We start from the raw sequence: 26,429 nt of genomic DNA on the forward strand, positions 1-26,429 counted from the left end.
GACATGACAAAAACAGCAGCAATCGTCGGTGGTGGCGTCATCGGCGGCGGATGGGCCGCGCGGTTCTTGCTCAACGGTTGGGATGTGCGGGTGTTCGACCCTGACCCCGAGGCTGAGCGTAAGATAGGCGAGGTTCTGGACAATGCACGACGCTCTTTGCCGGGGCTGAGTGACGTTCCTCTGCCGCCTGAGGGTACTCTGACATTCCACGAGGATTTGGCCGACGCGGTTTCGGGTGCTACATGGATTCAGGAAAGTGTACCCGAACGGCTGGATCTGAAACTGAAGGTTTACAAAGGCTTGCAGGAGGCGTGCGATACGGGCGCGATTATTGGGTCCTCGACCAGCGGTTTCAAACCGTCCGAGTTGCAGGAGGGCGCATTAAGGCCTGAGCAGATCGTGGTGACGCATCCATTCAACCCGGTTTACCTGTTGCCGCTGATCGAGCTGGTGCCGACTGATAAGAATCCGCCTGAGATGGTCCAACGGGCTCAGGAGTTATTGAAATCGGTGGGGTTCTTCCCGCTGCATATCAAAAAGGAAATAGACGCACATATCGCGGACCGGTTCCTCGAAGCCGTTTGGCGCGAGGCGCTGTGGCTGGTCAAGGACGGCATCGCAACGACCGAAGAAGTGGACGAGGCGATCCGTATGGGCTTTGGCATCCGCTGGGCGCAGATGGGGCTTTTTGAGACCTACCGCGTGGCCGGAGGCGAGGCGGGGATGCGGCACTTCATGGCGCAGTTTGGACCGGCTTTGAAGTGGCCTTGGACCAAGCTGATGGATGTGCCAGAGTTCACCGACGAGTTGGTCGATATGATTGCCGATCAGTCGGATGCGCAATCGGGGATGCACTCGATCCGCGAGTTGGAGCGTATTCGTGACAACAACCTTGTTGGGATGATGCGCGCTCTGAAAGCGCAAAACTACGGCGCTGGGGCGGTGCTGAACCAACATGACGCTCTGCTGAAACCCGGTGCTCTGCCGACACTGGAGCAGGCGGACCTGAGCCAGCCGATCCTCACCCTGTCTCGCGCTGTGCCATTGGATTGGACCGATTACAACGGCCACATGAATGAAGCGAAATATGTCGAAGCCTTCGCCGCCGCCACGGATCGGTTCATGGAGATCATTGGCTGTGACGCGGATTACATCTCATCCGGTGGCAGCTATTTCACGGCCGAGAACCACATCCGTTACATCGACGAAGTAAACGCAGGCGCGAAGATCGAGGTGCGTACGCAGATGCTGTTGGGGCAGGGTAAGAAGCTACACGTGTTCCACAGCATGTACGAGGGCGAAAAACTGCTGGCCACGGGTGAAAGTTTCTTGCTGCACGTAAGCCTTGAAACCCGTCGCCCAAGCGCCCCATCACCGGATATTGAGGCGGCAATGGCACGTATCGCCGAGGCTCAAGCCGGGTTGCCTTACCCTGAAGGCGCGGGTGCTGCGATCCGCAAACCATCGTGACACAACGCGTTCTGATCACGGCTGGCGCGTCAGGCGTTGGCCGCGCGATGGCCGAGGCGTTCTATGCGTCTGGCGCGCAGGTCTGGGTGGTGGACGTGGATCAGGTTGCTCTGTCCGATTGCCCGGCACATTGGCGCCAAAGCAGGGTTAATGTGACGGATGAGGTGGCTGTGACCACTTTGTTTCATGAGGTTGAAGCTGAATGGGGTGGGCTGGATGCGCTCTGCGCCAATGCCGGGGTGGCTGGGCCAACGGCCTTGGTCGAGGACGTGGCGCTGGAGGATTGGCGCGCGTGTCTGGCGGTCAATCTGGAAGGTGCGTTTTTATGCTCGAAACACGCTGTTCCAATCCTGAAGAGGCAAGGCAGTGGGGCAGTGTTGATCACTTCTTCGACGGCTGGTCAGTTCGGTTATCCCAATCGCGCGCCGTATGCGGCGGCGAAATGGGCGGTTATAGGGTTGATGAAGACCTTGGCGATGGAGCTTGGCCCACACGGCATCCGTGCCAATGCGATTTGCCCCGGTGCAGTCGAAGGTCCTCGGATGGAGGGAGTGCTGCAACGTGAGGCTGAGGCCAAGGGTATGACCCGCGATCAGGTCTACGAAGGCTATGCCTCGGGCACTTCAATGGGTCGCTTTGTCGAGGGGGAGGACATCGCCAATATGGCAGTCTTCCTCGCCTCAGACGCGGCGCGGCTGGTGTCGGGTCAGGTTATCGCCGTGGACGGGCATACGGTGAACCCTGACCCGAAAATCTAGATGGTTTCAGCCCTGGTTGGGGCCGCGAATCTGGCGGATGGACTGGCGAACTGCCTGCCAATCCTTGGCTTCCTGTTTATTCCCCGCAGCCTCGCATTCGCGCATTTTCTGTGCAGCTTCCGCCTCGGCCCGGTCGCCATGAGCGGTGTACAAAGCCCGTGCGTATTGAGCGGTTTGTAGTGCGTCCATTCCTGTCGTCCTCCGTCTGTGATCGGAATACCCGAAGGTTCGCGCCGATTGACGATAGCATAAGATGAACGTCCGTGCATCCTCAGGGCGCGGAAATCTCCGCGCGCAGCTGTTTCAGGTGCTCCGAGAAGTCACGCGCAGTCAGGTCGGCTTCGCGCACCAGCGTGTCAAAATGGCGGGTGAAGGTCTCAATCCGGTCGCGGTCGCGGAAGGCCATATAGTGACTTCCCGCATAGAAAACGCACAGCAATGGGCCGAAGATCGTTACCGGGGCCGAGTAAAGCCGTTTTGCGTCAAACAGATAGATGCGCAGGCGCGGGTAGAGCTGTTCGCAGATCGCCAGCAGGTGGTCTATCTGTTCAAGCCGGATATTGGGGCAGAGCCCTTCGTAATACCCTGTGGCGTGGGCGAAGCTGTGAATCTCATAAAGCGGCATGGCGATCTCATAGTCGGATTGCGCGCTGCGCATCCATTTCAGCCGGTCCGCCGAAGCTCCGATGGCCTGATCCGCTGTGCGGCCCAAATGCGGGGCGTACTCCCATTCCAGAACGGTGCGGGTCTTTAACATGTCGGGCAAAGTGGCTGGAACATAGCGGATTTTGTAACCCGCCGCTTCCTGATGCCATTCGAAGATTCGTTCATCCACCAGCGCGCGAGGTGCTTCGGTCATGGTCAGAGAGCTTGCCAGCAGCTCCGCCGCGCTTTCAGGCCGATCTGAGATACTGAGAAGCCAGTCAGCCGAAACCCCCAGCGCCGAGGCGCAGCTGCCCACCACATGCGCGTTCGGCAAACGTGCGCCTGCGTCGGTCAGCAATTGCGATACGGTTGAGCGATCCACACCGATGTGACGCGCTAGCGCACTTTGGCTGACGTGACGCTCTTCCATCGCGCGGGCAAGACGCAGGCGAAACTGTGCCGCACGGTCTCGTTTGTCGATTTTATCCGTCATGTGTTTGAAAATATCATAGATGATGAGTTTTGTTAATCATATTCAGAATTTTCAACGGATGCGCCGTCCCGTAATTTTTAAGACATAACAATAATATGGGTGACGGAATGGAAACACGACGCAGATCAGTCGTGAAAGCGGTGCTGTGGAATGTCATGGGACTGGCCGTAATGACGCTGGTGGGATTGGTGGCCACCGGGTCGGCAGCTGTGGGCGGAACGCTGGCAATTGTGAATACCGGTATCGGTCTGACGATGTACGTGATTTACGAACGCGTCTGGGCTGGAATTGCGTGGGGTCGCAATGTCTAGGCCCGCACAGCCCGAGTGGGGCACCTTCGTGTTGATACTGGCCTGTTACGGGGCGTGGTTGGCCGTCATCTTCTGGCTGCCTGTATGGCTGGCGATACCGGCGATGGGGTTGGTTGCTACTCTGCATTCGTCGCTGACCCACGAAGCGCTGCATGGTCATCCTTTCCGTTCGAAAAGGCTGAACGAGGCCTTGATGGCGCTGCCTCTGACGCTATTCATCCCGTATCATAGGTTTCGGGATCTGCATCTGGCGCATCACCGCGACGCCACACTGACGGACCCCTATGACGACCCCGAGTCGAATTATCTGGACCCAAAGGTCTGGGGGACTTTGCGCGAATGGCAGAGGCGGGTGCTGACCGCGAATAATACCCTGCTGGGCCGGATCGTGCTGGGGCCGACGATCGGGCAATATGTGTTTATGCGTAGTGAACTGCGCGGTGCTTTGCGCGGTGATCGAGATATCCTACGGGCGTGGGCTTTGCACTTGCCCGGTGTGATTGCGGTATTGTGGGTCGTGTCCCACACGGCGATGCCGATCTGGGCGTACATTCTGTCCGCGTATATCGGGTTGGCTCTGGTGAAAATCCGTACCTTTCTTGAGCATCGCGCGCATGAGAACTCAAACGCTCGAACCGTGATCATTGAGGATCGCGGCCTTCTGGCTTTTCTGTTTCTGAACAACAACCTGCACGTCGTTCATCACATGAATCCGGCAGCGCCATGGTATCATCTGCCTGTGCTCTACCGGGCTGGAAAAGACCGATACCTGACCAGTAACGAGGCCTATGTCTACCGCTCTTACGGTGAGATATTCCGATCTTTTTTCTGGCGGGCGAAAGATCCGGTGCCGCATCCGCTCTGGCCAAAGCCCTGATTTCACGACAGAAGGGAAGCCATGAGCTTATGGATTCCCGTCACGATCTCGGCCGCGTCTTTTCAGACCGTGCGCTTCATGCTGCAAAAATCGCTGAGCAGCGTGAAACTGTCTGCTGCCGGGGCGACCTTTGCACGCTTTGCCTATTCTATGCCGCTCGCTGTAGCTGCGCTGTTGGCCATGCTGTGGGCAGGGCACGAATTGCCGCCGTTGACGGCTCGGTTCTGGGTGTTTGTCGCAATCGGAGGGACGGCCCAGATTCTGGCGACGATCTGCGTTGTCGCCCTTTTCAAACAGCGTAACTTTGCGGTTGGCATCACCTTTAAGAAAACCGAAGTGATTCAGACGGCTATCGTTGGTTTCCTCATCCTTGGAGATGAGGTTTCGATGGGCGCCTTGGGCGCAATCCTTTTGGGGCTGATGGCCGTGTTGCTGCTGTCGAAAACACCCGGAGGAGACGGCGCGTGGTGGCGGCATCTGACCAACCGGGCCTCACAATTGGGGCTGGGTTCGGGCGTGTTGTTTGCCTTTTCCGCCGTCAGCTATCGCGGCGCTTCGCTAGAGCTTGGGGACGTAAACGCCTGGTTCCGCGCCTTAATCACGCTGGCGGCAGTGGTCTCGTTCCAGTTCCTTAGCATGTGGCTTTGGCTGCTGTGGCGCGACCGGGCCGAACTGCGCGCGGTGTGGGAGACTCGGGCAACCGGTGTTTTTGTAGGCCTGACCAGTCTGGGCGGATCGTTCTGCTGGTTTTTGGCCTTCACGTTGCAAAACGCGGCCTATGTCAAAGCGCTGGGGCAGGTCGAACTGATCCTGAGCCTGCTCGCGTCGATCCTGTTCTTCCGCGAAACCATAACCCGGCGCGAGATCGCCGGGATGGGACTGTTGGGTCTGTCGATTTTGGTGCTTGTTCTGGCGATTTAGCCCGCGCGACGCTCATCAAAGCTGAGGGCGATGAAGCTGGGCAGGTGATCGCCCATGCCGACCACGGCAGGGCCGCTATCATCTCTGCGGCCACGACTGCGCCCTTTGGGTTCGCGATCCTTCTTGCCCTCGCTGCGCTTACCTTCAGAAGACTTCGCCTTCTTCTCAGGCTTCGGAGTCTCCGGTTTCGGCTCATCCTTGACAGGGTTGTCGAGGCGCGGGATCTCTTTCTGGATCAGCTTTTCAATAGCATCCAAGGCTTTTTCATCGCGGCCCGAGCAGATTGTGACAGCTTTGCCCTCACGCCCCGCGCGACCCGTACGGCCGATGCGGTGGACGTAATCTTCGGCATGGCCGGGGACGTCGAAGTTGAACACATGGCTGACCGACGGAATATCCAGTCCACGTGCAGCCACGTCAGAGGCCACCAACAGGCGCAGAGAGCCATCGCGGAAGCCATCCAGCGTTTTCATCCGCTGCGACTGATCCAGATCGCCATGAATGGCGGCGGCGTTATAGCCGTATTTCTTCAGCGATTTCGCGCAGATATCCACATCCGTCTTTCGGTTGCAGAAGATGATCGCGTTGGTGCATTTCTCGCCTTCAGAGTCGATCAGCGCGCGCAGAACCTTGCGCTTGGCGCTGGCCTCACGGTCGCGGCGACCGCCTTTGAACATGACCACGCCCTGTTCGATAGTCTCAGATGCTGTGGCCTGACGAGCAACCTCGACCCGGGCAGGGGCGGACAAGAAGGTATCGGTAATACGTTCGATCTCGGACGCCATGGTGGCCGAGAAGAACAGCGTCTGGCGCGTGAAGGGTGTCAGCGAGAAGATGCGTTCGATATCGGGAATGAATCCCATATCCAGCATCCGGTCGGCCTCATCCACCACCATGATCTGAACGCCGGTCAACAGCAGCTTGCCGCGCTCGAAATGGTCCAGCAGGCGGCCCGGCGTGGCGATCAGCACGTCAACACCACGGTCGATCAGGGCATCCTGTTCCTTGAAGCTAACGCCGCCGATCAACAGCGCCTTAGTCAGTTTCAGGTGTTTGGTATAGGTGTCGAAATTCTCGGCCACCTGCGCTGCCAGTTCCCGCGTAGGGCACAGCACCAGCGAGCGCGGCATACGCGCACGTGCGCGGCCACGGGCCAGCAGTGTGATCATTGGTAGCGTAAAGCTGGCGGTTTTGCCGGTGCCGGTCTGCGCGATCCCCAATACATCGCGACCCTCCAAAGCGGGCGGAATGGCTCCGGCCTGGATCGGGGTGGGGGTTTCATATCCCGCTTCCTCAATGGCTTTGAGGACCTTCGGGTTCAGGTTCAGTTCGTTAAACTTTGTCATGTGTGTCCGGTTCATGCGGACACTAGACCTGGCCCGCGCGTCAAAGGTGTGCCGGGCCCGGATGGCCATACGCTGAATTGCGCATTTTCGGCTTGAGGCGGGACATAACAAAAACGTTGACCGGGGTCAAATGAACTCCCCTTTAGGGTATCGGGGTTGGTGATGATGCGGATTTCTCGCAACAATTCAGAGGCTTCCGGGGAAATGTTTCGCAAGCTTTTCATCTAATCCTAATGGTCGATGCAGGATCATCCCCCATTGTTCCAACCGTGCCCGAACGCCGGAGTCGGTACCGCTCATCTCATCAAAAAAGGCGCGCAGGCCGTCGGTGCCGCCTTCAGCTTCAATCCAGCTGAGCAGTTCGTTCATATTCATGCCACCACGGTCCCGCGCGACGTTGGGCGACATGCCGGGCCGGTAAGAGCCGCGCGCCAACCGGAATTTGTAATGCGCCAGCCAATGTTCCCAGTCTGTCGCATGGCAGTGGCAAAGATCGACCTGTGGCAATTCTGTTTTGATGCGCAGGTCCTCACCGCCTTGGAACACGTTGTGGATGCGCAGGCTGATTTTTGGCAGTCCGGTGCGGACGAGAATTTTACCTTGTATGTGGCTGAAGAAGCCGCCCAGCACAAAAGCCCCGTAGTTGGGGTAGAGGGCCTGCACAATGCCGTCGCGATCAGCGCCTGACGGGATGTAGGCTTTGAACTTATCCTCGCCCCCGGCCATGGATTCAACCGGGCGCACGCGCACGCCGGGGATATGGTCGGGAACCTCGGACAGTTGTTCAGCAATAGGGCGGTCCGGCCACAGGAACTCGTCGACGTCGATATGGGCCAGCCAGTCTTCGGTCGCCTTGCGATAGGTGAACGAGGCGTTTGCGGTCTGCCGTGTCTGGTGTTGCTCTGGCCGTTCCCTTTGGCGGAAGGCCCAGAACCTGTCGTCGCAAATGCGAACCACGACCTTGGGATGCTGGTTCAGGGCGTCAAAGGCCTTGGGGTTGGGTTCATCCAGAAAGATGTAAATCCGGTCCACCCCGAGATCGAGGTGATAGGCCACAAAACGCAAAATGTCCGGGGCGGACCCCCGGACAGTCGAGACGATGCCCCAGGTCGGGTCAGCGGCCATAGGCTGCCCCGGGGCCGGTCACGTCATCATTTCCTTTGTGGCCGTCAGGGTCAGCTCGGGGTGATCTCGCACGACGCGGTCGATGTCCCACTGCAAGCGCGTAAGGTAAACAATGTCGCCATCGTGATCATGGGCGATGTGCTGTTTGTTGGCGTTGACGAATTTGTCGACCGCCAGCTTGTCGCCGCTGACCCAGCGGGCTGAGGTGAACTGAGACGCCTCAAAGCGCACGGGCAGGCCGTATTCCATCTCAATGCGGCTGGCGAGCACTTCGAACTGCAACGCGCCGACTACACCGACGATAAAGCCCGAACCGATCGAGGGTTTGAATACCTTGGCCGCGCCTTCCTCGGCGAATTGCATCAGGGCTTTTTCTAGGTGCTTGGCTTTCATCGGATCGCCCGCGCGCACCGTTTGCAGCAGTTCCGGCGCAAAAGAGGGAATGCCGGTCACGCGCAGCGCTTCGCCCTCGGTCAACGTGTCGCCAATGCGCAGCTGGCCGTGGTTAGGGATGCCGATGATGTCACCGGCCCAGGCCTCTTCGGCCAGCTCCCGGTCCGAGGCGAGGAACAGCACGGGGTTCGAGATCGCCATCGGCTTTTTCGACCGCACATGTGTCAGTTTCATGCCGCGTTTGAAGTGGCCGGACGCCATGCGGACAAAGGCCACGCGGTCGCGGTGCTTGGGGTCCATATTGGCCTGCACTTTGAAGACAAATCCGGCGACCTTCTTTTCATCGGGTGCAATCTGACGGGGTTCGGCCGACTGAACCTGCGGCTGCGGGCCATAGGCGCCGATGCCTTCCATCAGTTCTTTTACACCGAACGAGTTGATGGCCGAGCCAAACCAGATCGGGGTCATGTGCCCTTCAAGCACCGCCTGCGGGTCGAGCGCGGGCAGCAGTTCGCGTGCCATCTCGACCTCTTCCAGCAGCTTGTCCAACAGATGCTCGGGGACGTGTTCGGCCAGTTTCGGGTCGTCCAGACCGTCGATCTGGATGCTCTCGGCGACCTTGTTACGGTCCGCACGGTCCATCAGCTCCAGCCGGTCGCGCAGCATGTCATAGCAGCCGATGAAGTCACGGCCCACGCCAATCGGCCACGCGGCGGGCGTGACGTCGATGGCCAGCATCTCCTGAATTTCGTCGATGATCTCGAACGTATCACGGCTTTCGCGATCCATCTTGTTACAGAAGGTCAGGATCGGCAGATCGCGCAGGCGGCAGACTTCGAACAATTTCTGCGTCTGGCTTTCCACACCTTTCGCGCCGTCGATCACCATCACGGCGGCATCCACAGCGGTCAGCGTGCGATAGGTATCCTCGGAGAAATCTGAGTGGCCGGGCGTGTCCACCAGATTGAACCGGAAGTTCCCATAGTCGAAGGACATGGCCGATGCAGAAACCGAGATACCCCGATCTTTCTCCATCTGCATGAAGTCCGACCGCGTCCGTCGCGCCTCGCCCTTGGCGCGCACCTGACCGGCCATCTGGATCGCGCCCCCGTACAACAGGAACTTTTCCGTCAGCGTCGTCTTGCCCGCATCCGGGTGCGAGATGATGGCGAATGTCCGGCGACGGGCAATCTCGGGCGGCAGGGAGGGTTGGTTCGAGGTATCAAGCATAACCGCGCGTATAGGGGGGGAATCCTGCCGAGGCAAGACAAAGGGGTGGTCCGAATCGTTCCTCTGTGGCAATAAGAACATATAGTGAACAAATGATGGAGAAGATCAATGAATTTGAAAGAAATCGCTGACGAACTGGTGGCCGGATGCCGCGAGGATCGCGCAAAAGAGAATTTGGCGAAGCTCTACGCCCCGGACGCCGTTTCGGTCGAGGCGCAAGACTTTATGGACATGGGGCGCGAAACCCACGGCGTCGATGCAATCCGTGGCAAGCACGAATGGTGGGAAGGCGCCCATGAGGTCTCGGGCGCGTCGGTCAGTGACCCTTTCCCGCATGGGGATGACCGGTTCGCGGTGATCTTCGAGGTGCAGGGAAAGGTCAAGGAAACTGGCGAGGCGTTCGATATGCGCGAAGTGGGCGTCTATCACGTGGCAAATGGCAAGATTGTTCGGGAAGAGTTCTTCTACTGATCAACGAACCGTTTCTGGTCTTCCTCGTCTGGCCGGTGCTAGACATGCGGGCAACGACAGACGGGGAGGATAAGATGGATCTGGGAATAAAAGGAAAACGCGCGCTGGTTTGTGCCAGCAGCAAGGGTTTGGGTTTGGGCTGCGCCGAGGCATTGGCGGCGGCGGGCGTTGATCTGGTGATGAATGCGCGTGGGGCTGAAGCATTAGAGGCCGAGGCCGCGCGCTTGCGGTCCGAGCATGGCGTGGATGTGCAGACGGTGGCCTGTGATGTGACCTCGCCCGAGGGGCAGGCGCAGGTGATAGACGCCGCGCAGGGCTTTGATATCCTTGTGACAAATGCCGGTGGCCCGCCTCCGGGTATGTGGTCGGATTGGGAGCGTGAGGATTTCATCAACGCGCTCGATGCGAATATGCTGACACCGATAGCCTTCATGAAAGCGCTGTTGCCCGGAATGATGGACAAGGGTTGGGGTCGGGTGGTGAACATCACCTCGCAATCCGTGCGCGCGCCGATAGCGGTGCTGGGCCTGTCGAATGCCGCTCGTACCGGTTTGACTGGCTATGTCGCAGGTACGTCCCGTCAAGTTGCGCCCCATGGGGTGACGATCAACAACCTGCTGCCCGGCATTCATGCGACGGACCGCGCGGACGCGCTGGATGGCAATGTGTCTTTGCAAAAGAACATCTCGATCGAAGACGCGCGCGCTGAACGTGCTGCGACCATCCCCGCGCGCCGCTATGGCACACGGCAGGAATTTGGTGCCGCCTGTGCCTTTCTGTGCTCGCAACATGCAGGGTTCATCGTCGGCCAGAACATTTTGCTGGACGGTGGCGGAACAAATCTGACGATGTGACCATGGCGCAGAATTTCTCACTTAAAGATCAGCTGTTTAATGCCGAAAAGACCCGCTATCTGGCGGGGCTTTTTGCTGACGCGGATACGTCTTTTGATGCACCGGCCTTTGAAGCTCAGGTCATGTCCCGCCTGCCAGAGCTTGAATTGAAAGAGCGCATGGCCTGGATCGCGGAATGCCTGCAACAGGCCGTGCCGGGGGACTTGCCGGATATCGCACCTGTGCTTTTGCGCGCATTGCCGCCGCCGCTGGACCCCACCAAGTCGGATGACGATTTTGGCGATTTCATCTTTGCACCCTTGGGCGATTGGGTCGTGGCGGTGGGGTTGGACCATCCCGATCTGGCGCTGGATGTGCTTGAAGAACTGACGCAAAGGTTTTCGATGGAATGGGCCATCCGTCCCTTCCTCAACCACTACCCGGATCAGGTATTGGCACGGATGGAACAATGGTGCGGGCATGACAGCTATCACGTCCGCCGTCTGGTCAGCGAAGGGACGCGCCCGCGTTTGCCATGGGGGCAGGCGGTGGGGCTGGAATTGACCGATCCGTTGCCCTTGCTGGACCGGCTGCACACTGACCCGACCCGCTATGTCACGCGCTCGGTTGCGAACCACCTGAACGACATTACCAAAAAAGACCCCGATCTGGTGCTGGGGCGGTTGCGGACATGGTCCGGCGCTGGTCAGCAGGCGGCGGATGAACTGCGGTGGATGACTTCTCATACCCTGCGCGGGTTGGTTAAGGCGGGACACCCCGAGGCGATGAGGATGCTGGGCTATGATCCCGATGCCGATATCACAACATCGGTTCAGGTCCGGGGCGAGGCTCGGGTCGGAGCAGCACTTGAATTTGACGTGACGTTGGACGGCGACGGGGACCATCCGGTTCTGGTTGATTATATCATTCACTTTCAAAGACCTGGTGGAAAAACTTCAGCTAAGGTCCACAAGCTGAAACAGGCGGTCTTGCGCGGTGGCACGTTGCTAAGGTCCACAAGCTGAAACAGGCGGTCTTGCGCGGTGGCACGTTGAACCTGAGCAAGAAACACAAGCTCAAGGGCGATGCGACCACGTTCAAACTGGTCCCCGGTGCGCATCGGTTGGAGATTCAGGTGAACGGACGCGTCCGGGCAAGTGTGGATTTCGAACTGCTGGCGTAAACCCTCACGCTTTTGTCAAAATCCGGCCGACAGCATTGCGCAAGCGGCGGTGCTGCATTAGCTGCGTTTCAACCCATGGGAAAAGGATTGCCACGATGAAGCATGAGTCGGTCCAGAATTATTACGGTGAAGTTTTGCAGAGCAGCTCGGATTTGCAGACCAACGCGTGCTGCACACCCGACGACATGCCGGATCACCTGAAACGCATCCTGTCCAAGGTGCATGACGAAGTGCTGACGCGTTATTACGGCTGCGGCCTGATCGCGCCGCTGGATCTGGAAGGGATGAGCATCCTCGATCTGGGGTGTGGTGCCGGTCGTGACGTCTATGCCCTGTCTGCCATGGTCGGCGAAAAGGGCCGGGTGGTCGGCGTCGACATGACACCCGAGCAGTTGGACGTGGCCCGCGCCCATCAGGATTACCACGCCGAAGCCTTTGGCCATGCCGCCAGCAATGTGGAATTCCATCACGGCTATATCGAAAAGCTGGATGAGCTGGACCTTGAACCCGGCTCGTTCGATATCATCGTTTCGAACTGCGTGATCAATCTTGCCACCGATAAAGAGGCGGTTCTGCGCGGTGCGCATCGGCTGCTGAAAGAGGGGGGTGAGATGTATTTCTCGGACGTCTACGCCGACCGCCGCGTGCCTCAGGCGATGGCAGAGGATGAGGTGCTGTATGGCGAATGCCTCTCGGGCGCGTTGTATTGGAACGATTTCCTGTCGATCTCGCGCAAAGCGGGCTTTGGTGATCCGCGCCGTGTCACGCATCGTCCTCTGACCATTGAAAATCCGGTGCTTGAAGAGCGTGTCGCGCCACTGAAATTCCTGTCGGCCACGTATCGTTTGTTCAAGCTGCCCGAGCTGGAACCTGCCTGCGAGGATTACGGTCAGGCAGTGATCTACAAAGGCACCATCCCGAACGCACCGCATCTGTTCGAGTTGGACGATCATCACGCGATTGAGGCGGGCAAGGTCTTTCCGGTCTGCGGCAACACCTGGATGATGCTGAAAGACACGCGTTTCGCGCGGCATTTCGAGTTCATCGGTGATTTCTCGACACATTATGGCATCTTTGACGGCTGCGGCGGAGAAAGCCCGTTTGAAGCCACCGGTGCAACAGGGACCGAGGCCACCTCGGGCGGTTGCTGCTGATCTCTTGCGCCTGACGGGCGGGGTTGTTATCCCCGCCTAAGCCCGATGGTTTTGATCGGGAAAAGGCAATGGGACCTATCGGTGAACGTAGACACTCCTCCACGGCTGGAAATCCGCAATCTGGTTGCCCGGTATGAGGGGCGGGTTGTTGTCGATAATGTTTCGCTGACCGTTCAGGCGGGGCAGGTGACGTGCCTGCTGGGGCCGTCAGGCTGCGGAAAATCGACCACGCTGCGGATGATCGCCGGGGTCGAGATGCAGGAATCCGGTGAGATATATGTCGACGGTAAGCTGATCTGCGACACGGTGTTCCGGGTTCCGCCCGAACGTCGCGAGATTGGCCTGATGTTTCAGGATTTCGCCTTGTTCCCGCATCTGAGCGTCGCCGACAACGTGGCGTTTGGCCTGAAAGGTCACAAGGACGAAAAGCGCGCGCGCGTGGACGAGTTGCTACGCAAAGTTGATCTGATCCGGTTCATCGACAAGTACCCGCATCATTTGTCCGGCGGTGAACAGCAACGCGTTGCGTTGGCACGCGCGCTGGCGCCGCGACCGCGGATCATGTTGATGGATGAGCCGTTCTCGGGCCTCGACAACCGTTTGCGCGATGGTATCCGGGACGAAACGCTGGCGATCCTCAAGGAAGAGGATGCTGCCGTCGTACTGGTCACGCATGAGCCGGAAGAGGCGATGCGCATGGCCGATGAAATCGCGTTGATGCGGCGCGGCAAGATCGTGCAGCAGGGTGCGCCCTATAACGTCTATACCCGGCCGGCGGACAAGGCAGCAGTGGCATTCTTTAGCGATGTCAACGTGTTGCCCGCGCAAGTGAATGGAGCCTTGGCCGAAACACCGTTTGGTCAGTTTCTGGCGCCGGGGGTGCCCGACGGCACGGATGTCGAGATTGTATTCCGCCCTCAGCACGTACGGCTGGATTTTGACCGCAACGGCAAAGGGCCTCTGCCAACCGCCACGGACGGCGTTGCGGCGCGCGGCGTTGTTCAGCGCGCGCGGTTTCTGGGCAATGAGAGCCTTGTCGAGTTTCGGATGGACCATGATGGCTCGATCCTGAAAGCGACGGTGCCGAATGTCTTTGTACCTAATCCGGGCCGGGTCATGTGGCTGACAGTTCGTCGAAACCGGTGCTTTGTTTTCCCACGTTAGACGCTGAAGACACAGTTTAGCGGCAAGTGGTGCGCGAAAGCCTCAGATTGCGCGCGCGCTTTGCTTGCCGCCACGCGGGGGCGGGTCTATCAAGGGCAAAACGCTGCGGTGGATGGGGCATATGCGTATTCTTCTGACAAATGATGATGGTATCAACGCACCGGGCCTGATCGCGTTGGAGGCAATTGCTGCCGATCTGGCCGGACCTGACGGTGAGGTTTGGGTCGTGGCACCCGCGTTTGAACAATCGGGCGTCGGCCACTGCATCAGCTACACCCACCCGATGATGGTCGCCAAACTGGGCGAGCGCCGCTTTGCTGCCGAAGGCTCGCCCGCTGATTGTGTGCTGGCTGGCTTGCATGACGTGATGAAGGACGCGCCGCCTGATCTGGTTTTGTCCGGGGTGAACCGGGGCAATAACTCGGCGGAAAACACGCTCTATTCCGGCACCATTGGCGGCGCGATGGAGGCGGCATTGCAGGGCATTCCAGCAATTGCGCTATCCCAGTATTTCGGCCCGCGCAATTTGGGGCTGGAAGATCCGTTTGAGACGGCGACCCGGTTCGGAGCCGATCTGGTGCGGAAAATTCTGGACGCAACCCCGGCAGAGCAAGGCGATTACCGTCTGTTTTACAATGTGAATTTCCCGCCGGTTCCCGCAGATGAGGTGTTAGGCACCCGCGTTGCGGCGCAGGGCTATCGTCGTGATACCCATTTCTCGGTCGAGCCGCACAGTTCGCCTTCGGGGCGGCGGTTCCTGTGGATCAAGGGTGGCTATCAGCATAACCCAACGGCACCGGGAACGGATGCGGCGGTCAATCTGGCCGGATATATCTCGGTCACGCCGATGCGGGCCGATCTGACGGCGTATGATACGCTTGAGGCACTGAAGACAATCGAATGACCGGACCGGACGCCGAAACCAAGATGCAATTTTTGTTTGCCCTGCGGTCGCGTGGGGTGACGGATGCGCGCGTGTTGGCGGCTATGGAGCAGATCGACCGGGGGCGGTTTGTCAAAGGCCTGTTTGCCGAGCGCGCCTATGAGGACACGCCTCTGCCAATTGCCTGCGGTCAGACGATCAGCCAGCCTTCGGTCGTGGGGCTGATGACGCAGGCATTGGACGTGCGCCCGCGCGATACGGTTTTAGAGGTCGGTACAGGCTCGGGCTATCAGGCCGCGATCCTGTCGAAGTTGGCGCGCCGGGTCTATACGGTTGAGCGTCACACCCGGCTGGTGCGAGAAACCGGCGCGCTGTTCCGCGAGATGGGCCTGACCAATGTCACCGCGATGCTGACGGATGGCTCCTTTGGCCTGCCCGAGCAGGCTCCGTTTGATCGAATTATTGTGACAGCCGCCGCCGAGGACCCGCCCGGGCCGCTCTTGGCGCAGCTCAAAATCGGCGGTATCATGGTGTTGCCGGTGGGACAGTCGGATGCGGTTCAGACCCTGATCCGGGTCAGGCGCACCGAGACCGGTTTGGACTATGATGAATTATTGCCCGTTCGTTTCGTACCCTTGCTGGAAGGGCTTGGGAAGGACGGGGCGTAAAGGAACATTCTGCAATAAGCACCGGAACCCCGGCGAACAGGGGCAGGTGTCGAGGACAGTAAAATGAGAGCAGTTTCCAAATCAGCGATGCTTCGTTGCGCGACCGGAGTGGCAGCTTTGACGTTCCTTGCGGCCTGTGAAGGACCCTTGGACTACGATCTGAGGGGCCAGATTGGCGGATTTTCGACCACAGGTGCTGCGCAAACCGCAACCGCCAGCCGCCCGACACCGGATGCGCGCGGCGTCATAACCTATCCAACCTATCAGGTCGCCATCGCTCGTCGTGGTGACACGGTTCAGGACGTTGCCGCGCGCGTCGGCCTGCCCGAAGGCGAACTTGCCGTTTTCAACGGGCTGCAACCGACAGACAAGTTGCGCGATGGCGAAGTGATCGCCTTGCCCCGGACGGTGGGGGCGAGCAGCAACGTTGATATTGCCTCAATCGCTGGCAACGCGATTGATCAGGCTCCGGCCGATGGGACGGTTCGGACTTCTACACTGGAACCGGTGCAGCCCGCCGCAGCACCCGCTCCGCCCCCGGTGCCGTCCGGACCGGAACCGATCCGTCACAAGGTTAAACGTGGCGAAACGGCCTTTACCATTTCCCGGCTGTACGATGTGCCGATTGATGCGTTGGCGGACTGGAACGGTCTGGATTCCGATTTCACCGTGCGCGAGGATCAGTTCCTGCTGATCCCGGTCAAAAACCAGCCCGCGCCGCAACAAGCGGCTGCTCCGGCCACCAATGTCACCCAACCGGGGGAGGGGTCGCCGACGCCGACGCCTCCAAGCGCGACGCAACCTTTGCCGGACGAGGTGATCGCGCCAGCGCCGCCCGCACCGGACATAACGGCCGAAGCCCCCACCAATCAAAGCAGCGCGGCCTTGGGCTTGCCGGTGGTTGGCACGATTATCCGCACCTACGACAAGGGTAAGAACGAGGGAATCGACATCGCCGCTGGGCCGGGTACTGCCGTCAAGGCAGCCGAGGCAGGCACGGTTGCCGCGATCACCGCCGATGCAGATCAGGTGCCGATCATCGTGATCAAACACAACAATGATCTGCTGACCGTCTATGCCAATGTCGACAAAGTCACCGTCAAGAAGGATGATCGGGTGCGGCGTGGGCAACAGATCGCGTCACTGCGCGGCGGGGACAATTCCTATGTCCATTTCGAAGTGCGTCAGGGATTTGAATCCGTTGATCCCGAGCCATATCTGAAGTGAGGCGAATGGCCCGTTGCGGGCCATGCCTCCGGCGGGGATATTTTTAGCCAGATGTAGGGTGGATCAGCCGTGCGGGTCGTAGTCGCTCAGGCGTTTTCCGGGTTCGTCGGCGAAGATTTCTGGCAGGGGTGAAACTGCCTCGATCAGGTCGATACGGAACACGCGGAACCCGTTGCGAAGCTCGCACCACGCTGTCAGGGTCCAAACGCGGCCCCAGTATTCCATGTGCAGGGGGCGGATCGTGCGCTCGGTCAGCACTCCGTCGATGCGGCGATAGGACAGGCGCAATTTTTGGCGTGATTTTATGGCTGCGCGGATCGGAGCCATATGAGCCAACCCTCGGGCGGCATCGGCAAAGGGGTAGACGGCGAATTTCCACGTATCTGCCTCGGCCACCACTTGCGTGGGCAGTACTGCGTCAATCTTCTCGGCCAGCGTTTCAGCGGCGGCTTTGAGGTCCGGGTCGGCAGCTTCGGCCACAATGGCCATGCCAAGGTTCAACGCCTCCAGTTCCGCCGGGGTGAGGTTTAAGGGGGGCAGGGTGATCTGCTCGCGCACCATGTAACCCACGCCGCGTTCGCCTTCGACCGGAACGCCCGAGGCAACCAGCGTGTCCATGTCGCGATAGATCGTACGGACCGACACTTCGAGCCGGTCCGCGATGTCCTGCGCGCGGTGCAGTTTGCCGTCGCGCAGGATCTGGATGATATCAAACAGGCGGTCAGAGCGGCGCATGACACGCCGTCCGGGCCGCGCTCAGGCGGTCATGTTCCATAGTACATTCTCATGGCGAATCTGGACGCTGTCAGGTTGAATCGCGGCGATCAAGGCTGGGGCGAAATCCTGCTGCGGGAACTGGGCCGCCACGTCCTGCGCGGCTTTCATGTCCTGCCAGATGACATAATCGGTCCAATGGCCGTCCGCGCCCTGGCTCAGCTGGCGGTGCGCAAAACCGGGGGCTGCTCGGACAAAGGCCTCGGAGGTCTGGCTGAGTTTTACGAACTCTTCCGGGGTTACGCCGTCCGCAAGCGTAAAGGTGACGATTTCTGCAACATGGGTCATTTGAATCTCCGTTGACCAGGTTTCGATGCTCTGTTCCTAGTCGCCTACAACTGACATAAACCTGTCAGTTGTCTTTTGCCAACCCGCAAAAAACGGGGGAACCCTTCACATTTGGGCGTGGAACCGGTCCGAGGTGCTTTTGCAATCGCACCGGCAGGCGTAAACACGGCCTCAGATCACATTCCCGGCGCAGTGCGCCGACCTAATAGGAGAAGAGACATGCTCAACAATATCGGCCTTCCCGGTCTGCTGCTGATCGCCGTTGTGGTTCTGGTGCTGTTTGGCCGCGGTAAAATCAGCTCGCTGATGGGCGAAGTGGGCAAGGGCATCACCTCGTTCAAGAAGGGCGTGAAAGAAGGCGCGGACGAGCTGGAGCAGGACGCCGCCGAAGTGGCCAAGGACGTCACGCCCGAGACCGACAAAGACAAGGCCTAAGTCCAGATGTTTGATCTGGGCTGGACCGAGCTTCTGGTCATCGGCGTTGTTGCCCTGATCGTTGTGGGGCCAAAGGACCTGCCGGTGTTGTTCCGCAATGTCGGGCGCTTTGTTGGCAAGGCGCGCGGCATGGCGCGCGAATTCAGCAGCGCCATGAACGAAGCAGCAGATCAGGCGGGCGTGAACGAGATCAAGAAAGGTCTCAACGCGGCCACGAACCCTGTGGGCAGCGCCATGGACGGCGTGAAGGAAGCTGCACAGGATTTGGCCAAGAGCATCGACCCGACCAAGTTCGATCCCGAAAGCGAAACCGGCAAACTGGCCGCTGAACGGGCTGAACAGGCCAAAAAGATTCAGGCCTCGACCGCACGTGCCGCTGCTGAGCGCAAGGCCAAGGAAGCTGCCGAAGCATTGGCCAAGGCCGAAGAGGCTGAAGCCGCGCTTAAAACCGAAAGCAAGACATGACCAAGACCGACGAGATCGAAGACAGCTCGGCCCCATTGATCGAGCATCTGGCGGAATTGCGCACGCGACTGATTCACTGTGTCGTGGCCTTTCTGGTCGGCATGATCGTCTGCTTTACAGTGGCCACGCCGCTCTTCAATTTCCTGACGCAGCCGCTCTGCGATGTTCTGGCTGAACGGGGGCAGGACTGCGGGCTGATCTTTATCTCTCCGCAGGAAGGCTTCTTCGTTGCCATTAAAGTCTCGCTTTTAGGCGGGTTCATTCTGGCGTTCCCTTATATCGGGATGCAGATGTGGCGTTTTGTGGCTCCGGGCTTGTACAAGTCTGAGAAGAACGCGTTTCTGCCGTTCATGTTGGCCTCGCCCTTCATGTTCTTGCTGGGCGCAAGCTTTGCCTTCTACGTCGTCACGCCGCTGGCCTATGACTTCTTCCTTGGCTTCCAGCAATTCGGTGCTGAGGGCGAGGCTGTGACCGAAGGCGCAACAGCCGCGCCGCTGAGTGTGGTGTTCCAGGGCTCAGCACAAGAGTATCTGAACCTGACCATTAAGTTCATCGTGGCTTTTGGTCTGTGTTTCCAGCTTCCGGTTCTGCTGACCCTGATGGGCAAGGCCGGTCTGGTCACCGCTGAAGGGTTAGGATCGGTTCGCAAATATGCCGTGGTCGCCATTCTTGTGCTGGCCGCACTGGTAACACCGCCGGACGTGATTACTCAGGTGATCCTGTTCGTCGTGGTTTACGGTCTTTATGAAATCTCGATCTTCCTCGTCGCTCGCGTCGAGAAAAAGCGCGAGGAACAATTGCGCGCCGACGGTTACTACGACGACGAAGAAGAGGCAGACGAAGAGATCGTCCGCGAAGAAGACGGCAAGTAGTCCTGCTTAAGCTTTAGAAACAGGCGCGCTGCATTTGGCGCGCCTTTTTCGTGTCCAGCACTTGTTGCGCCGTACGGAACGTGGTTTGAAACCGCCCAAGACACGACCGGAGACCTCAATGGACGATCAAGCCCTGAACCGCATTGCCGACGCATTGGAACGCATGGCCCCGGCGCCATTGGCTGCACCGGACTTTGCGGCAGCCCCGGCTTTTGTCTGGCATGTGGAGCCGGACCGTTTGGAGCCTGTGAAAGAGGTTAACCGCGTCGATCTGGATTTGCTTGTTGGGATCAACCGGTCCCGCGATACCCTACTGGACAACACGCACCGCTTCGCTGCTGGGTTTAAGGCCAACAACGCTTTGCTCTGGGGCGCGCGGGGGATGGGGAAATCCAGCCTCGTCAAGGCAGTCCATGGCACACTGCAATCCGAGCACCCCGATCTGAAACTGGTCGAGCTTCAGCGCGAAGACATGGGTTCGGTCGCGCGTCTGCTGAACCATCTGCGCGCCGCGCCGCATCGGTTCATCCTGTTCTGCGACGACCTGTCGTTCAGCCACGATGACCAGCACTATAAATCGCTCAAGGCCGTGCTGGATGGTGGTATCGAAGGTCGCCCAGAGAACGTTGTGTTTTACGCCACCTCGAACCGCCGCCACCTGATGCCGCGGGATATGATCGAGAACGAACGTTCAAGCGCGATCAACCCGTCCGAAGCGGTCGAAGAAAAAGTATCGCTGTCTGATCGTTTCGGCCTCTGGCTGGGGTTCCACCCATGCGATCAGGACGAGTATCTGGCGATGATCGACCGCTATTGCGCGGCCTATGGCGTTTCAGTTGCGCCCGAAACCCTGCGTGCTGAGGCCATCGAATGGCAGGCAACACGCGGCGCACGTTCGGGCCGCGTGGCATGGCAGTTCTTTGTCGATCTGGCCGGGCGAAACGGCGTACACATCGCCTGATCCCAGCTTCATCTGGCCAAAAATTCCTCCGCCGGAGGCATGGCCCAATGGGCCAATCCCTAAAGCATTGCCAAAATCCGCGCAGCCTCATCCGCTGTGCTGGTCAAGGCGTCGCGATCCTCGCCCGGGTGGAACCGCGCGCGCACGGCTGTGGGCATCGGCTTGGGTTCGATGATCGACACACGCGGCCCAGTGCGCTCGGACTCGCGCGCCCAGCTGCGGGCCAGTGCCATCTGTGCGCCCTTGGTCGCGCCGTAAATGCCGTAAAACTTCTCACCCGCCTTGGGATCATCAAAAAACACCGCATGGCCAGTGTCGCCCAACAAGGGTGCAACGTAAGGGATCAGAACCGACGTGGCGGTCGCGTTGGTATTGAGCGCCTTGGCCCATTCCTTGGGGTCAACGAAATGCGTGGGCGTCAGTGCCGAGGTGTGGATGGCCGTATGCAGCCAAAGATCCACCTTGCCCCAACGGTCATGGATGCCTCGGCACAGGGTCGCCATGGCGTTCGGATCGGCAACGTCCATAGGTGCCAGCGTGGCTGCGCCACCTTTGGCCTGAATGCGGTCGTCCAGCTCTTCCAGCCCGCCGGTGGTGCGGGCGACAGCGACGATGTGGTATTCGGGGGCCAGCGCCTCGGCCAGAGCTGCGCCGAGCCCGCGAGAGGCCCCTGTGATAAGGGCGATTTTGGTCTGATCGGTCATGACAGCGGTTTGAACCCCTGCGCGCAGGGCGTCAAGGCAGGATTAGCTACCGGGAATGGCGATCCGTTTGGTTTGGCCGCTTTGTCGCAGCATGACGCCATCGCCATCAATGGCGACCACAGTGGCAGAGGACACGCGGCTGCCAAGCTTGACCTCTTTCACACGGCCAGACGATAACCGCACAAGCGCACGCATTTCGGCCTTTGGACCGAATACGCCAAGCAGGGAAACAGAGCTCTTCTTCAACGCGCCTTTTTGAGTGGCCGCGCTTTCGACGGTTGCGTTTGGCATGAGTCGCGGCCCAGCCGCAGCGGCCAGACCCCTTGTTATGAGTGGTTGGTAGGGCGTGAGGTAACAAACCCTTGGACCAAGGGAAAGACCGGCGACCTGTCACATCCCCGTGGGCAATTTACTGCCTGTCGAAGCCCTTGCGATTGCGTCGCCTTCCCCAAAAAGTTGTGGGCGGATTTTCACCAATCAGTCAAAGAAAGCAGGCAGAAAAAGGCCCGCATCGCATTTACGAAACGGGCCGGTCGATAGTTTGATTCGGTTCGGGTGCTACCCCGATGCCAGCTTTGCGCTGTTCCACGAGCCGCCGGGAACCTGCATGTCCTCGCGCTTTTTGCTCACCCGGCTGCTGTTTTCCAGACTGTCCAGATAGTCGTCGCTGACACTGCCGGTGATGTAGTTGCCGTCAAAGCAGGAACAGTCAAAGGCTTCGATGTCGGGATTGCCCTCTTTCGCAGCCCAGATCAGATCGTCGAGGTTCTGATAGAACAGGGCATCCGCGCCCAGTTCCTCGCGGATTTCCTCGATTTCTTTGCCGTTTGCGATCAGCTCATGCTTGGTGGGCATGTCGATGCCATAAACATTAGGGAATTTCACCGGCGGCGAAGCACTGGCGATGTAGACTTTTTTGGCCCCGGCATCACGGCACATTTGAACGATCTTTTTGATCGTATTGCCGCGCACGATGGAGTCGTCGATCAACAGGACATTGTGCCCGTCGAATTCCAGCGGAACCGCGTTCAGCTTGCGGCGCACCGACTTTTGACGTTCGGCCTGGCCCGGCATGATGAAGGTCCGGCCCACATAGCGATTTTTAACCAGCCCTTCACGATAAGGGATGCCGGTGATCTTGGCAGCCTCAAGCGCAACAGGGCGGGCGCTGTCAGGGACGGGGATGATCCGGTCGATCTCAAGCCCCGAGTCCTGGATCTGTTTGGCCAGCGTCTGCCCCATACGCATCTGGGTTTTGTAGACCGACACGCCATCCAGCAGTGAATCCGGGCGGGCCAGGTAAACGTATTCGAAAATACAGGGCGTCAGTTTGCCTTCGACCGCCTGAAACTCGTGCATATTGCCTTCAAGGTCAATCAGGATCGCTTCGCCCGCGCGCAGGTCGCGCAGTTTTTCGAACCCGTTGATACCAAAGGCCACATCTTCGGACGCAAAGGCAAAGTCATCACCGGCACCGTCGACGGAACGCTTAGCGACGGACAGAGGGCGAATACCATATGGGTCGCGGAAGGCCAGCATGCCAACGCCCGCAATCAGGCAGATGACGGAATAGGCGCCCTGAACACGCTCCATCGTCATCTTCACACCGGCGAAAATGTTACGGATCGGGTCCGCGTTGCCGTTCACCTTGATTGCGTCGGCCACTTTGTCGGCCAGCACGTTCAGCAAAATCTCGGAATCCGATGTCGTGCGTAGGTGGCGGCTGTATTTGCCGGTCACTTTTGCACGTTGTGCGGCAGTGTTGGTGATGTTGCCGTTATGGACCAGATAGATGCCATAGGGCGCGTTTACGAAAAACGGTTGCGCCTCGGATGCGCTTAGCGAGCCGGCGGTTGGATAGCGGACGTGGCCCATGCCGATCTTGCCCAAAAGGGTCTCGGCATCGTTGGCGTTGAAGACGTCCTTAACCAGGCCGTTGGCTTTCTTTTCGCGGAAGAACTCGCCGTTATAGGTGACGATCCCCGAGGCATCCTGACCCCGGTGCTGCAACATCAGCAGCCCGTCATAGATTTCCGCAAAGACATCATGTGTCCTGCTTGCGATCCCCAAAATACCACACATGTACGGGCTCCAACCTCTATGACGTTACTGTGTCGATTTGCGCTGCGGTTCGGAGGATTGCTGCGCACTGCCTGCCCGGCAGGGGGCTTATACGCGCAACCGCTGTCGGTACAAGCGCGAAAGAAAACAGATGCAGCAAGATCGGTAGCTCCGATTCCATGTCAGTTCGGCTCTCACATAATGCCTATCAGGGCCTGTGTCATCAAAGGATCACATTTGTGTTCTGCCTCGCGCGGATTTTACGAAAAACATCATGAATTGGTGACAGCGACGCAGGCCTGTGCTGTCATGGTGAGAGTAACAAGTGATTTATCAAAGTTCAGGTAATGATTGGGACCCAGCCATGTGGGAACACAAGCAAGGTATAAAGAAAGATGAACCCGTAAAGCGGCGCTGTCATCGCTGCCGCGGGCAGGGGCGTGCGCCCTGTCCGATTTGCAACGGGGCCGGGGAGGTTGTCAAAAGCCGGGATATCCACGGCAAACCGATCATGAGCCGTTGCGACGGATGTTTCGGGCTAAAGAACACAAGATGTACAGTTTGCGCGGGTGAGGGCTTTGTCTGAAGCGACGCGCTGATGCAATGAAAAATGCCCAGGCAGGACCCGGGCATTTTGCTTATTCGGTGGTGGTGGCCGGTGCTTCCGGTTCCTCGGACCCTGCGCCACAGCTGGCAACCAGCTCTTCGTATTGGCTGGTAATCCAGCCCAAAGCCTGCTCAGGGTTTTGTTCCTCGATCTGATCGCTGAACTGTTCGAACACCTTGGCCGAGCGGCTTTCGTCGACCATTGTATAGGACTGGCCCGTCATTACCGTGTCATAGACAAAGAAGGCGATAGCGACCAAAAGGATGCCGCGCGCGATGCCAAAGAAGAATCCCAGTGCCTGATCCAGCCCGCCAATGGCCGAGCGTTGCACGATCGACGAAAATAGCGGTGTGAAGATGCTGACCACGATCAGTGCAATCGCAAAGACGGCGGCAAAGCCGGTGATTACCGACAATTCGCAGCTGTCGCGCAGGAAATCTCCGACCACCGGAATCTCTTTCACCAGTGGAACGGCTTGTGGCGCGAAGATGAATGCAAGTACAGCGGCTGCGACCCAGCCCGCGATGGCCAGAATCTCTCGCAAAAGACCGCGGGAATAGGCCAGAAGGCCCGACACGACGATGATCAGGGCAACCACCCCGTCAATAATTGTAAAACCTTCCATGGCCCTCGCCCGTAATTTTTTCTGCCCCTCAAGGCGTTATCTTAACCTGCTCCGAAGGTTTCGCCAACAAACCCCACCAAATCAGAGGGTCGGGTGAGTGTCAGACCTGCCACAGTGCCGGTTTTGCCGCCCGCCGGGGCGATGGCCGACGTGAAACCAAGTTTTTGTGCTTCTTTCAACCTGTTTTCGGTCTGTGGGGCGGGTCTAAGTGCCCCGGATAGCGAGATTTCTCCGAAAACGACTGTGTCTGCGGGCAAGGCTGTGTCTTCTCGGGCACTCAGTAAGGCGGCAGCCACGGCAAGATCGGCTGCGGGTTCGCTGACCTTCAGCCCTCCGGCGACGTTCAGGTACACATCGAGACCCGCAAAAGGGATACCACAGCGCGCTTCGAGCACCGCGAGGATCATCGCCAGCCGCCCGCTGTCCCATCCCACGACGGTGCGACGGGGTTGCGAATGTGGAGACGGGGCGACGAGCGCTTGCAGTTCGACCAACACGGGGCGAGTGCCTTCTATACCGGCAAAAACGGCCGATCCGGGGCTGGGCGTGCCGCGTTCCGACAGGAACAAGGCCGACGGGTTGGTGACCTGCGCAAGACCCTTGCCTGTCATCTCGAACACGCCGATCTCATCAGCGGGGCCAAATCGGTTTTTGACGGCGCGCAGGATGCGGAACTGATGGCCGCGTTCGCCTTCGAAATACAGTACGGTGTCGACCATGTGTTCGACCACGCGGGGGCCGGCGATCTGGCCTTCTTTCGTGACATGACCAACCATGACGATCGACACACCGTGTCGTTTCGCAAACGTGGTCAATTCATGCGCCGCAGCCCGGACTTGTGACACCGAGCCTGGTGCGCTGTCGACATTGTCGGCCCACATGGTTTGAATCGAGTCGATAATGGCGAGGCCGGGCTTTTCGGCCTCAAGCGTCGTCAGGATATTGCGCAGGTTGGTCTCGGCGGCCAATTGGACGGGCGCATCCTCAAGCCCCAGACGACGCGCGCGCATGCGGACCTGCGCGCTGGCTTCCTCGCCCGAGACATAGATGGTTTTGACACCCGCGCGGGAAAAACGTGCCGCAGCCTGTAGCAGTAGGGTAGATTTGCCGATGCCGGGATCTCCGCCCACCAGCAGGGCCGAGGCAGGGACGAGGCCGCCGCCCAGCACGCGATCCAACTCCTCAACCCCGCAGAGGGTGCGCGGCGGGGGCGTTTCCTCGGTGGACAGGTCCGTGAGTGCGATGGACTGGCCGCGTTTACCACCGAGGGACTTTTTCGCGGGGCCAGCCGAAAGGGGGACGTCCTGCGTGATCGTGTTCCACTCACCACAAGCGTCGCATCGCCCGGACCAGCGCGAATGCGACGCGCCGCAGGCCGAGCAGGAGAAAGTCGTCTTTGCCATGCGGCCTTGGTGCCTGAGGGCGGGCGGTTCTTCAAGCCCTTGCAGGGCTTTCATCTCCGCCGGAGGGGCGCCGTGTCCTCAG

28 protein-coding genes and 1 pseudogene are annotated in these 26,429 nt (G+C 59.2%); 17 read left to right on the top strand and 12 right to left on the bottom strand.

Going from position 1 to position 26,429, the window contains the following annotated elements; genetic code table 11:
• Positions 1 to 3 precede the first annotated feature (3 nt).
• Complete coding sequence (locus ACOQOY_RS19080; protein WP_420586906.1) at positions 4 to 1,470, top strand: carnitine 3-dehydrogenase; 1,467 nt, start codon at positions 4 to 6, stop codon at positions 1,468 to 1,470.
• Positions 1,467 to 2,228 carry an SDR family oxidoreductase gene (locus tag ACOQOY_RS19085; RefSeq protein WP_420586907.1) on the top strand — a complete coding sequence of 254 codons (762 nt, stop codon included), beginning with the start codon at positions 1,467 to 1,469 and terminating at the stop codon, positions 2,226 to 2,228. Before ACOQOY_RS19080 ends, ACOQOY_RS19085 begins: the two co-directional genes overlap by 4 nt.
• A gap of 6 nt (positions 2,229 to 2,234) precedes the next feature.
• Here the strand turns inward: ACOQOY_RS19085 and ACOQOY_RS19090 are convergent, their stop codons facing one another.
• Both ACOQOY_RS19090 and ACOQOY_RS19095 read right to left on the bottom strand, forming a co-directional pair.
• Positions 2,235 to 2,417, bottom strand: coding sequence for a hypothetical protein (locus ACOQOY_RS19090; protein WP_420586908.1), 183 nt, complete (start codon positions 2,415 to 2,417; stop codon positions 2,235 to 2,237).
• A gap of 82 nt (positions 2,418 to 2,499) precedes the next feature.
• Positions 2,500 to 3,366 carry a helix-turn-helix domain-containing protein gene (locus ACOQOY_RS19095; protein ID WP_420586909.1) on the bottom strand — a complete coding sequence of 289 codons (867 nt, stop codon included), beginning with the start codon at positions 3,364 to 3,366 and terminating at the stop codon, positions 2,500 to 2,502.
• 107 nt (positions 3,367 to 3,473) lie between these two features.
• Between ACOQOY_RS19095 and ACOQOY_RS19100 the strand changes: the two genes are divergently transcribed.
• From ACOQOY_RS19100 to ACOQOY_RS19110, 3 genes are read left to right on the top strand one after another with little or no spacing between them, the layout of a single operon-like run.
• Complete coding sequence (locus ACOQOY_RS19100; RefSeq protein ID WP_420586910.1) at positions 3,474 to 3,677, top strand: DUF2061 domain-containing protein; 204 nt, start codon at positions 3,474 to 3,476, stop codon at positions 3,675 to 3,677.
• Entirely contained in the window at positions 3,670 to 4,554 is an 885-nt protein-coding gene (locus ACOQOY_RS19105; RefSeq protein ID WP_420586911.1) for a fatty acid desaturase, read from the top strand. The genes ACOQOY_RS19100 and ACOQOY_RS19105 overlap by 8 nt, the downstream gene beginning before the upstream one ends.
• A 21-nt stretch (positions 4,555 to 4,575) precedes the next feature.
• Positions 4,576 to 5,475 (top strand): EamA family transporter, encoded by a 900-nt coding sequence (locus ACOQOY_RS19110; RefSeq protein WP_420586912.1) that lies wholly within the window; start codon positions 4,576 to 4,578, stop codon positions 5,473 to 5,475.
• On the opposite strand, the gene ACOQOY_RS19115 is transcribed toward ACOQOY_RS19110, so the two are convergent.
• From ACOQOY_RS19115 to ACOQOY_RS19125, 3 genes are all read right to left on the bottom strand, one after another.
• On the bottom strand, positions 5,472 to 6,821 hold the full coding sequence (locus tag ACOQOY_RS19115) for a DEAD/DEAH box helicase (RefSeq protein ID WP_420586913.1): 1,350 nt from the start codon (positions 6,819 to 6,821) through the stop codon (positions 5,472 to 5,474). The two genes, ACOQOY_RS19110 and ACOQOY_RS19115, sit on opposite strands and share 4 nt — an antisense overlap.
• Positions 6,822 to 7,007: 186 nt before the next feature.
• Positions 7,008 to 7,946, bottom strand: a complete 939-nt coding sequence (locus ACOQOY_RS19120; protein WP_420586914.1) for a glycosyltransferase family 2 protein — start codon at positions 7,944 to 7,946, stop codon at positions 7,008 to 7,010.
• A gap of 18 nt (positions 7,947 to 7,964) precedes the next feature.
• On the bottom strand, positions 7,965 to 9,569 hold the full coding sequence (locus ACOQOY_RS19125) for a peptide chain release factor 3 (protein WP_420586915.1): 1,605 nt from the start codon (positions 9,567 to 9,569) through the stop codon (positions 7,965 to 7,967).
• 108 nt (positions 9,570 to 9,677) lie between these two features.
• Between ACOQOY_RS19125 and ACOQOY_RS19130 the strand changes: the two genes are divergently transcribed.
• From ACOQOY_RS19130 to ACOQOY_RS19165, 8 genes and pseudogenes are all read left to right on the top strand, one after another.
• A complete protein-coding gene (locus ACOQOY_RS19130) occupies positions 9,678 to 10,040 on the top strand; it encodes a nuclear transport factor 2 family protein (RefSeq protein ID WP_420586916.1) in 363 nt (120 codons plus the stop codon).
• Positions 10,041 to 10,114: 74 nt separating this feature from the next.
• Positions 10,115 to 10,894: an SDR family oxidoreductase gene (locus ACOQOY_RS19135; RefSeq protein ID WP_420586917.1), complete on the top strand. Its 780-nt coding sequence runs from the start codon at positions 10,115 to 10,117 to the stop codon at positions 10,892 to 10,894.
• 2 nt (positions 10,895 to 10,896) lie between these two features.
• Positions 10,897 to 12,056, top strand: a pseudogene (locus ACOQOY_RS19140) (hypothetical protein).
• A gap of 95 nt (positions 12,057 to 12,151) precedes the next feature.
• Positions 12,152 to 13,210, top strand: coding sequence for a methyltransferase domain-containing protein (locus ACOQOY_RS19145; protein ID WP_420586918.1), 1,059 nt, complete (start codon positions 12,152 to 12,154; stop codon positions 13,208 to 13,210).
• Positions 13,211 to 13,255: 45 nt separating this feature from the next.
• Positions 13,256 to 14,374 carry an ABC transporter ATP-binding protein gene (locus ACOQOY_RS19150; RefSeq protein WP_420586919.1) on the top strand — a complete coding sequence of 373 codons (1,119 nt, stop codon included), beginning with the start codon at positions 13,256 to 13,258 and terminating at the stop codon, positions 14,372 to 14,374.
• 121 nt (positions 14,375 to 14,495) lie between these two features.
• Complete coding sequence (surE, locus tag ACOQOY_RS19155; protein WP_420586920.1) at positions 14,496 to 15,278, top strand: 5'/3'-nucleotidase SurE; 783 nt, start codon at positions 14,496 to 14,498, stop codon at positions 15,276 to 15,278.
• The gene (locus ACOQOY_RS19160; RefSeq protein WP_420586921.1) at positions 15,275 to 15,925 is read left to right on the top strand and encodes a protein-L-isoaspartate(D-aspartate) O-methyltransferase; all 651 of its coding nucleotides are present in this window, start codon (positions 15,275 to 15,277) and stop codon (positions 15,923 to 15,925) included. Before surE ends, ACOQOY_RS19160 begins: the two co-directional genes overlap by 4 nt.
• Positions 15,926 to 15,988: 63 nt before the next feature.
• Positions 15,989 to 17,152 (top strand): peptidoglycan DD-metalloendopeptidase family protein, encoded by a 1,164-nt coding sequence (locus ACOQOY_RS19165; RefSeq protein ID WP_420586922.1) that lies wholly within the window; start codon positions 15,989 to 15,991, stop codon positions 17,150 to 17,152.
• A 63-nt stretch (positions 17,153 to 17,215) separates the two neighbouring features.
• On the opposite strand, the gene ACOQOY_RS19170 is transcribed toward ACOQOY_RS19165, so the two are convergent.
• Positions 17,216 to 17,887: a helix-turn-helix transcriptional regulator gene (locus ACOQOY_RS19170; protein ID WP_420586923.1), complete on the bottom strand. Its 672-nt coding sequence runs from the start codon at positions 17,885 to 17,887 to the stop codon at positions 17,216 to 17,218.
• A 21-nt stretch (positions 17,888 to 17,908) separates the two neighbouring features.
• Positions 17,909 to 18,214 (bottom strand): hypothetical protein, encoded by a 306-nt coding sequence (locus ACOQOY_RS19175; RefSeq protein ID WP_420586924.1) that lies wholly within the window; start codon positions 18,212 to 18,214, stop codon positions 17,909 to 17,911.
• Between the two features lie 219 nt (positions 18,215 to 18,433).
• On the opposite strand from ACOQOY_RS19175, the gene ACOQOY_RS19180 reads away from it, so the two are divergent.
• The 4 genes from ACOQOY_RS19180 to ACOQOY_RS19195 all read left to right on the top strand — a co-directional run bounded on the left by ACOQOY_RS19180 (position 18,434) and on the right by ACOQOY_RS19195 (position 20,947).
• Positions 18,434 to 18,649 carry a twin-arginine translocase TatA/TatE family subunit gene (locus tag ACOQOY_RS19180; protein ID WP_170348913.1) on the top strand — a complete coding sequence of 72 codons (216 nt, stop codon included), beginning with the start codon at positions 18,434 to 18,436 and terminating at the stop codon, positions 18,647 to 18,649.
• Between the two features lie 6 nt (positions 18,650 to 18,655).
• A complete protein-coding gene (gene tatB / locus ACOQOY_RS19185) occupies positions 18,656 to 19,114 on the top strand; it encodes a Sec-independent protein translocase protein TatB (RefSeq protein ID WP_420586925.1) in 459 nt (152 codons plus the stop codon).
• Positions 19,111 to 19,986, top strand: a complete 876-nt coding sequence (gene tatC, locus ACOQOY_RS19190; protein ID WP_420586926.1) for a twin-arginine translocase subunit TatC — start codon at positions 19,111 to 19,113, stop codon at positions 19,984 to 19,986. Before tatB ends, tatC begins: the two co-directional genes overlap by 4 nt.
• A gap of 118 nt (positions 19,987 to 20,104) precedes the next feature.
• Complete coding sequence (locus ACOQOY_RS19195) at positions 20,105 to 20,947, top strand: ATP-binding protein (protein ID WP_420586927.1); 843 nt, start codon at positions 20,105 to 20,107, stop codon at positions 20,945 to 20,947.
• 59 nt (positions 20,948 to 21,006) lie between these two features.
• On the opposite strand, the gene ACOQOY_RS19200 is transcribed toward ACOQOY_RS19195, so the two are convergent.
• From ACOQOY_RS19200 to radA, 5 genes are all read right to left on the bottom strand, one after another.
• Positions 21,007 to 21,651, bottom strand: coding sequence for an SDR family NAD(P)-dependent oxidoreductase (locus ACOQOY_RS19200; RefSeq protein ID WP_420586928.1), 645 nt, complete (start codon positions 21,649 to 21,651; stop codon positions 21,007 to 21,009).
• A gap of 42 nt (positions 21,652 to 21,693) precedes the next feature.
• Complete coding sequence (locus ACOQOY_RS19205) at positions 21,694 to 21,942, bottom strand: hypothetical protein (RefSeq protein ID WP_420586929.1); 249 nt, start codon at positions 21,940 to 21,942, stop codon at positions 21,694 to 21,696.
• Positions 21,943 to 22,209: 267 nt separating this feature from the next.
• Positions 22,210 to 23,733 carry an amidophosphoribosyltransferase gene (purF, locus tag ACOQOY_RS19210; protein WP_420586930.1) on the bottom strand — a complete coding sequence of 508 codons (1,524 nt, stop codon included), beginning with the start codon at positions 23,731 to 23,733 and terminating at the stop codon, positions 22,210 to 22,212.
• A gap of 617 nt (positions 23,734 to 24,350) precedes the next feature.
• Positions 24,351 to 24,944, bottom strand: coding sequence for a CvpA family protein (locus ACOQOY_RS19215; protein ID WP_420586931.1), 594 nt, complete (start codon positions 24,942 to 24,944; stop codon positions 24,351 to 24,353).
• A gap of 41 nt (positions 24,945 to 24,985) precedes the next feature.
• Positions 24,986 to 26,347, bottom strand: a complete 1,362-nt coding sequence (radA, locus tag ACOQOY_RS19220) for a DNA repair protein RadA (protein WP_420586932.1) — start codon at positions 26,345 to 26,347, stop codon at positions 24,986 to 24,988.
• Positions 26,348 to 26,429: the final 82 nt, after the last annotated feature.

The sequence above is a fragment of the Ruegeria sp. genome (assembly GCF_965221235.1).
In the GTDB taxonomy this organism is placed as follows: Bacteria; Pseudomonadota; Alphaproteobacteria; order Rhodobacterales; family Rhodobacteraceae; genus Ruegeria.

Coding starts and splice junctions, on each gene's coding strand:
- ACOQOY_RS19080 (WP_420586906.1), top strand. CDS start 4: ATGACAAAAACAGCAGCAATCGTCGGTGGTGGCGTCATCGGCGGCGGA.
- ACOQOY_RS19090 (WP_420586908.1), bottom strand. CDS start 2,417: ATGGACGCACTACAAACCGCTCAATACGCACGGGCTTTGTACACCGCT.
- ACOQOY_RS19095 (WP_420586909.1), bottom strand. CDS start 3,366: ATGACGGATAAAATCGACAAACGAGACCGTGCGGCACAGTTTCGCCTG.
- ACOQOY_RS19100 (WP_420586910.1), top strand. CDS start 3,474: ATGGAAACACGACGCAGATCAGTCGTGAAAGCGGTGCTGTGGAATGTC.
- ACOQOY_RS19105 (WP_420586911.1), top strand. CDS start 3,670: ATGTCTAGGCCCGCACAGCCCGAGTGGGGCACCTTCGTGTTGATACTG.
- ACOQOY_RS19110 (WP_420586912.1), top strand. CDS start 4,576: ATGAGCTTATGGATTCCCGTCACGATCTCGGCCGCGTCTTTTCAGACC.
- ACOQOY_RS19115 (WP_420586913.1), bottom strand. CDS start 6,821: ATGACAAAGTTTAACGAACTGAACCTGAACCCGAAGGTCCTCAAAGCC.
- ACOQOY_RS19120 (WP_420586914.1), bottom strand. CDS start 7,946: ATGGCCGCTGACCCGACCTGGGGCATCGTCTCGACTGTCCGGGGGTCC.
- ACOQOY_RS19125 (WP_420586915.1), bottom strand. CDS start 9,569: ATGCTTGATACCTCGAACCAACCCTCCCTGCCGCCCGAGATTGCCCGT.
- ACOQOY_RS19130 (WP_420586916.1), top strand. CDS start 9,678: ATGAATTTGAAAGAAATCGCTGACGAACTGGTGGCCGGATGCCGCGAG.
- ACOQOY_RS19135 (WP_420586917.1), top strand. CDS start 10,115: ATGGATCTGGGAATAAAAGGAAAACGCGCGCTGGTTTGTGCCAGCAGC.
- ACOQOY_RS19145 (WP_420586918.1), top strand. CDS start 12,152: ATGAAGCATGAGTCGGTCCAGAATTATTACGGTGAAGTTTTGCAGAGC.
- ACOQOY_RS19150 (WP_420586919.1), top strand. CDS start 13,256: ATGGTTTTGATCGGGAAAAGGCAATGGGACCTATCGGTGAACGTAGAC.
- surE (WP_420586920.1), top strand. CDS start 14,496: ATGCGTATTCTTCTGACAAATGATGATGGTATCAACGCACCGGGCCTG.
- ACOQOY_RS19160 (WP_420586921.1), top strand. CDS start 15,275: ATGACCGGACCGGACGCCGAAACCAAGATGCAATTTTTGTTTGCCCTG.
- ACOQOY_RS19165 (WP_420586922.1), top strand. CDS start 15,989: ATGAGAGCAGTTTCCAAATCAGCGATGCTTCGTTGCGCGACCGGAGTG.
- ACOQOY_RS19170 (WP_420586923.1), bottom strand. CDS start 17,887: ATGCGCCGCTCTGACCGCCTGTTTGATATCATCCAGATCCTGCGCGAC.
- ACOQOY_RS19175 (WP_420586924.1), bottom strand. CDS start 18,214: ATGACCCATGTTGCAGAAATCGTCACCTTTACGCTTGCGGACGGCGTA.
- ACOQOY_RS19180 (WP_170348913.1), top strand. CDS start 18,434: ATGCTCAACAATATCGGCCTTCCCGGTCTGCTGCTGATCGCCGTTGTG.
- tatB (WP_420586925.1), top strand. CDS start 18,656: ATGTTTGATCTGGGCTGGACCGAGCTTCTGGTCATCGGCGTTGTTGCC.
- tatC (WP_420586926.1), top strand. CDS start 19,111: ATGACCAAGACCGACGAGATCGAAGACAGCTCGGCCCCATTGATCGAG.
- ACOQOY_RS19195 (WP_420586927.1), top strand. CDS start 20,105: ATGGACGATCAAGCCCTGAACCGCATTGCCGACGCATTGGAACGCATG.
- ACOQOY_RS19200 (WP_420586928.1), bottom strand. CDS start 21,651: ATGACCGATCAGACCAAAATCGCCCTTATCACAGGGGCCTCTCGCGGG.
- ACOQOY_RS19205 (WP_420586929.1), bottom strand. CDS start 21,942: ATGCCAAACGCAACCGTCGAAAGCGCGGCCACTCAAAAAGGCGCGTTG.
- purF (WP_420586930.1), bottom strand. CDS start 23,733: ATGTGTGGTATTTTGGGGATCGCAAGCAGGACACATGATGTCTTTGCG.
- ACOQOY_RS19215 (WP_420586931.1), bottom strand. CDS start 24,944: ATGGAAGGTTTTACAATTATTGACGGGGTGGTTGCCCTGATCATCGTC.
- radA (WP_420586932.1), bottom strand. CDS start 26,347: ATGGCAAAGACGACTTTCTCCTGCTCGGCCTGCGGCGCGTCGCATTCG.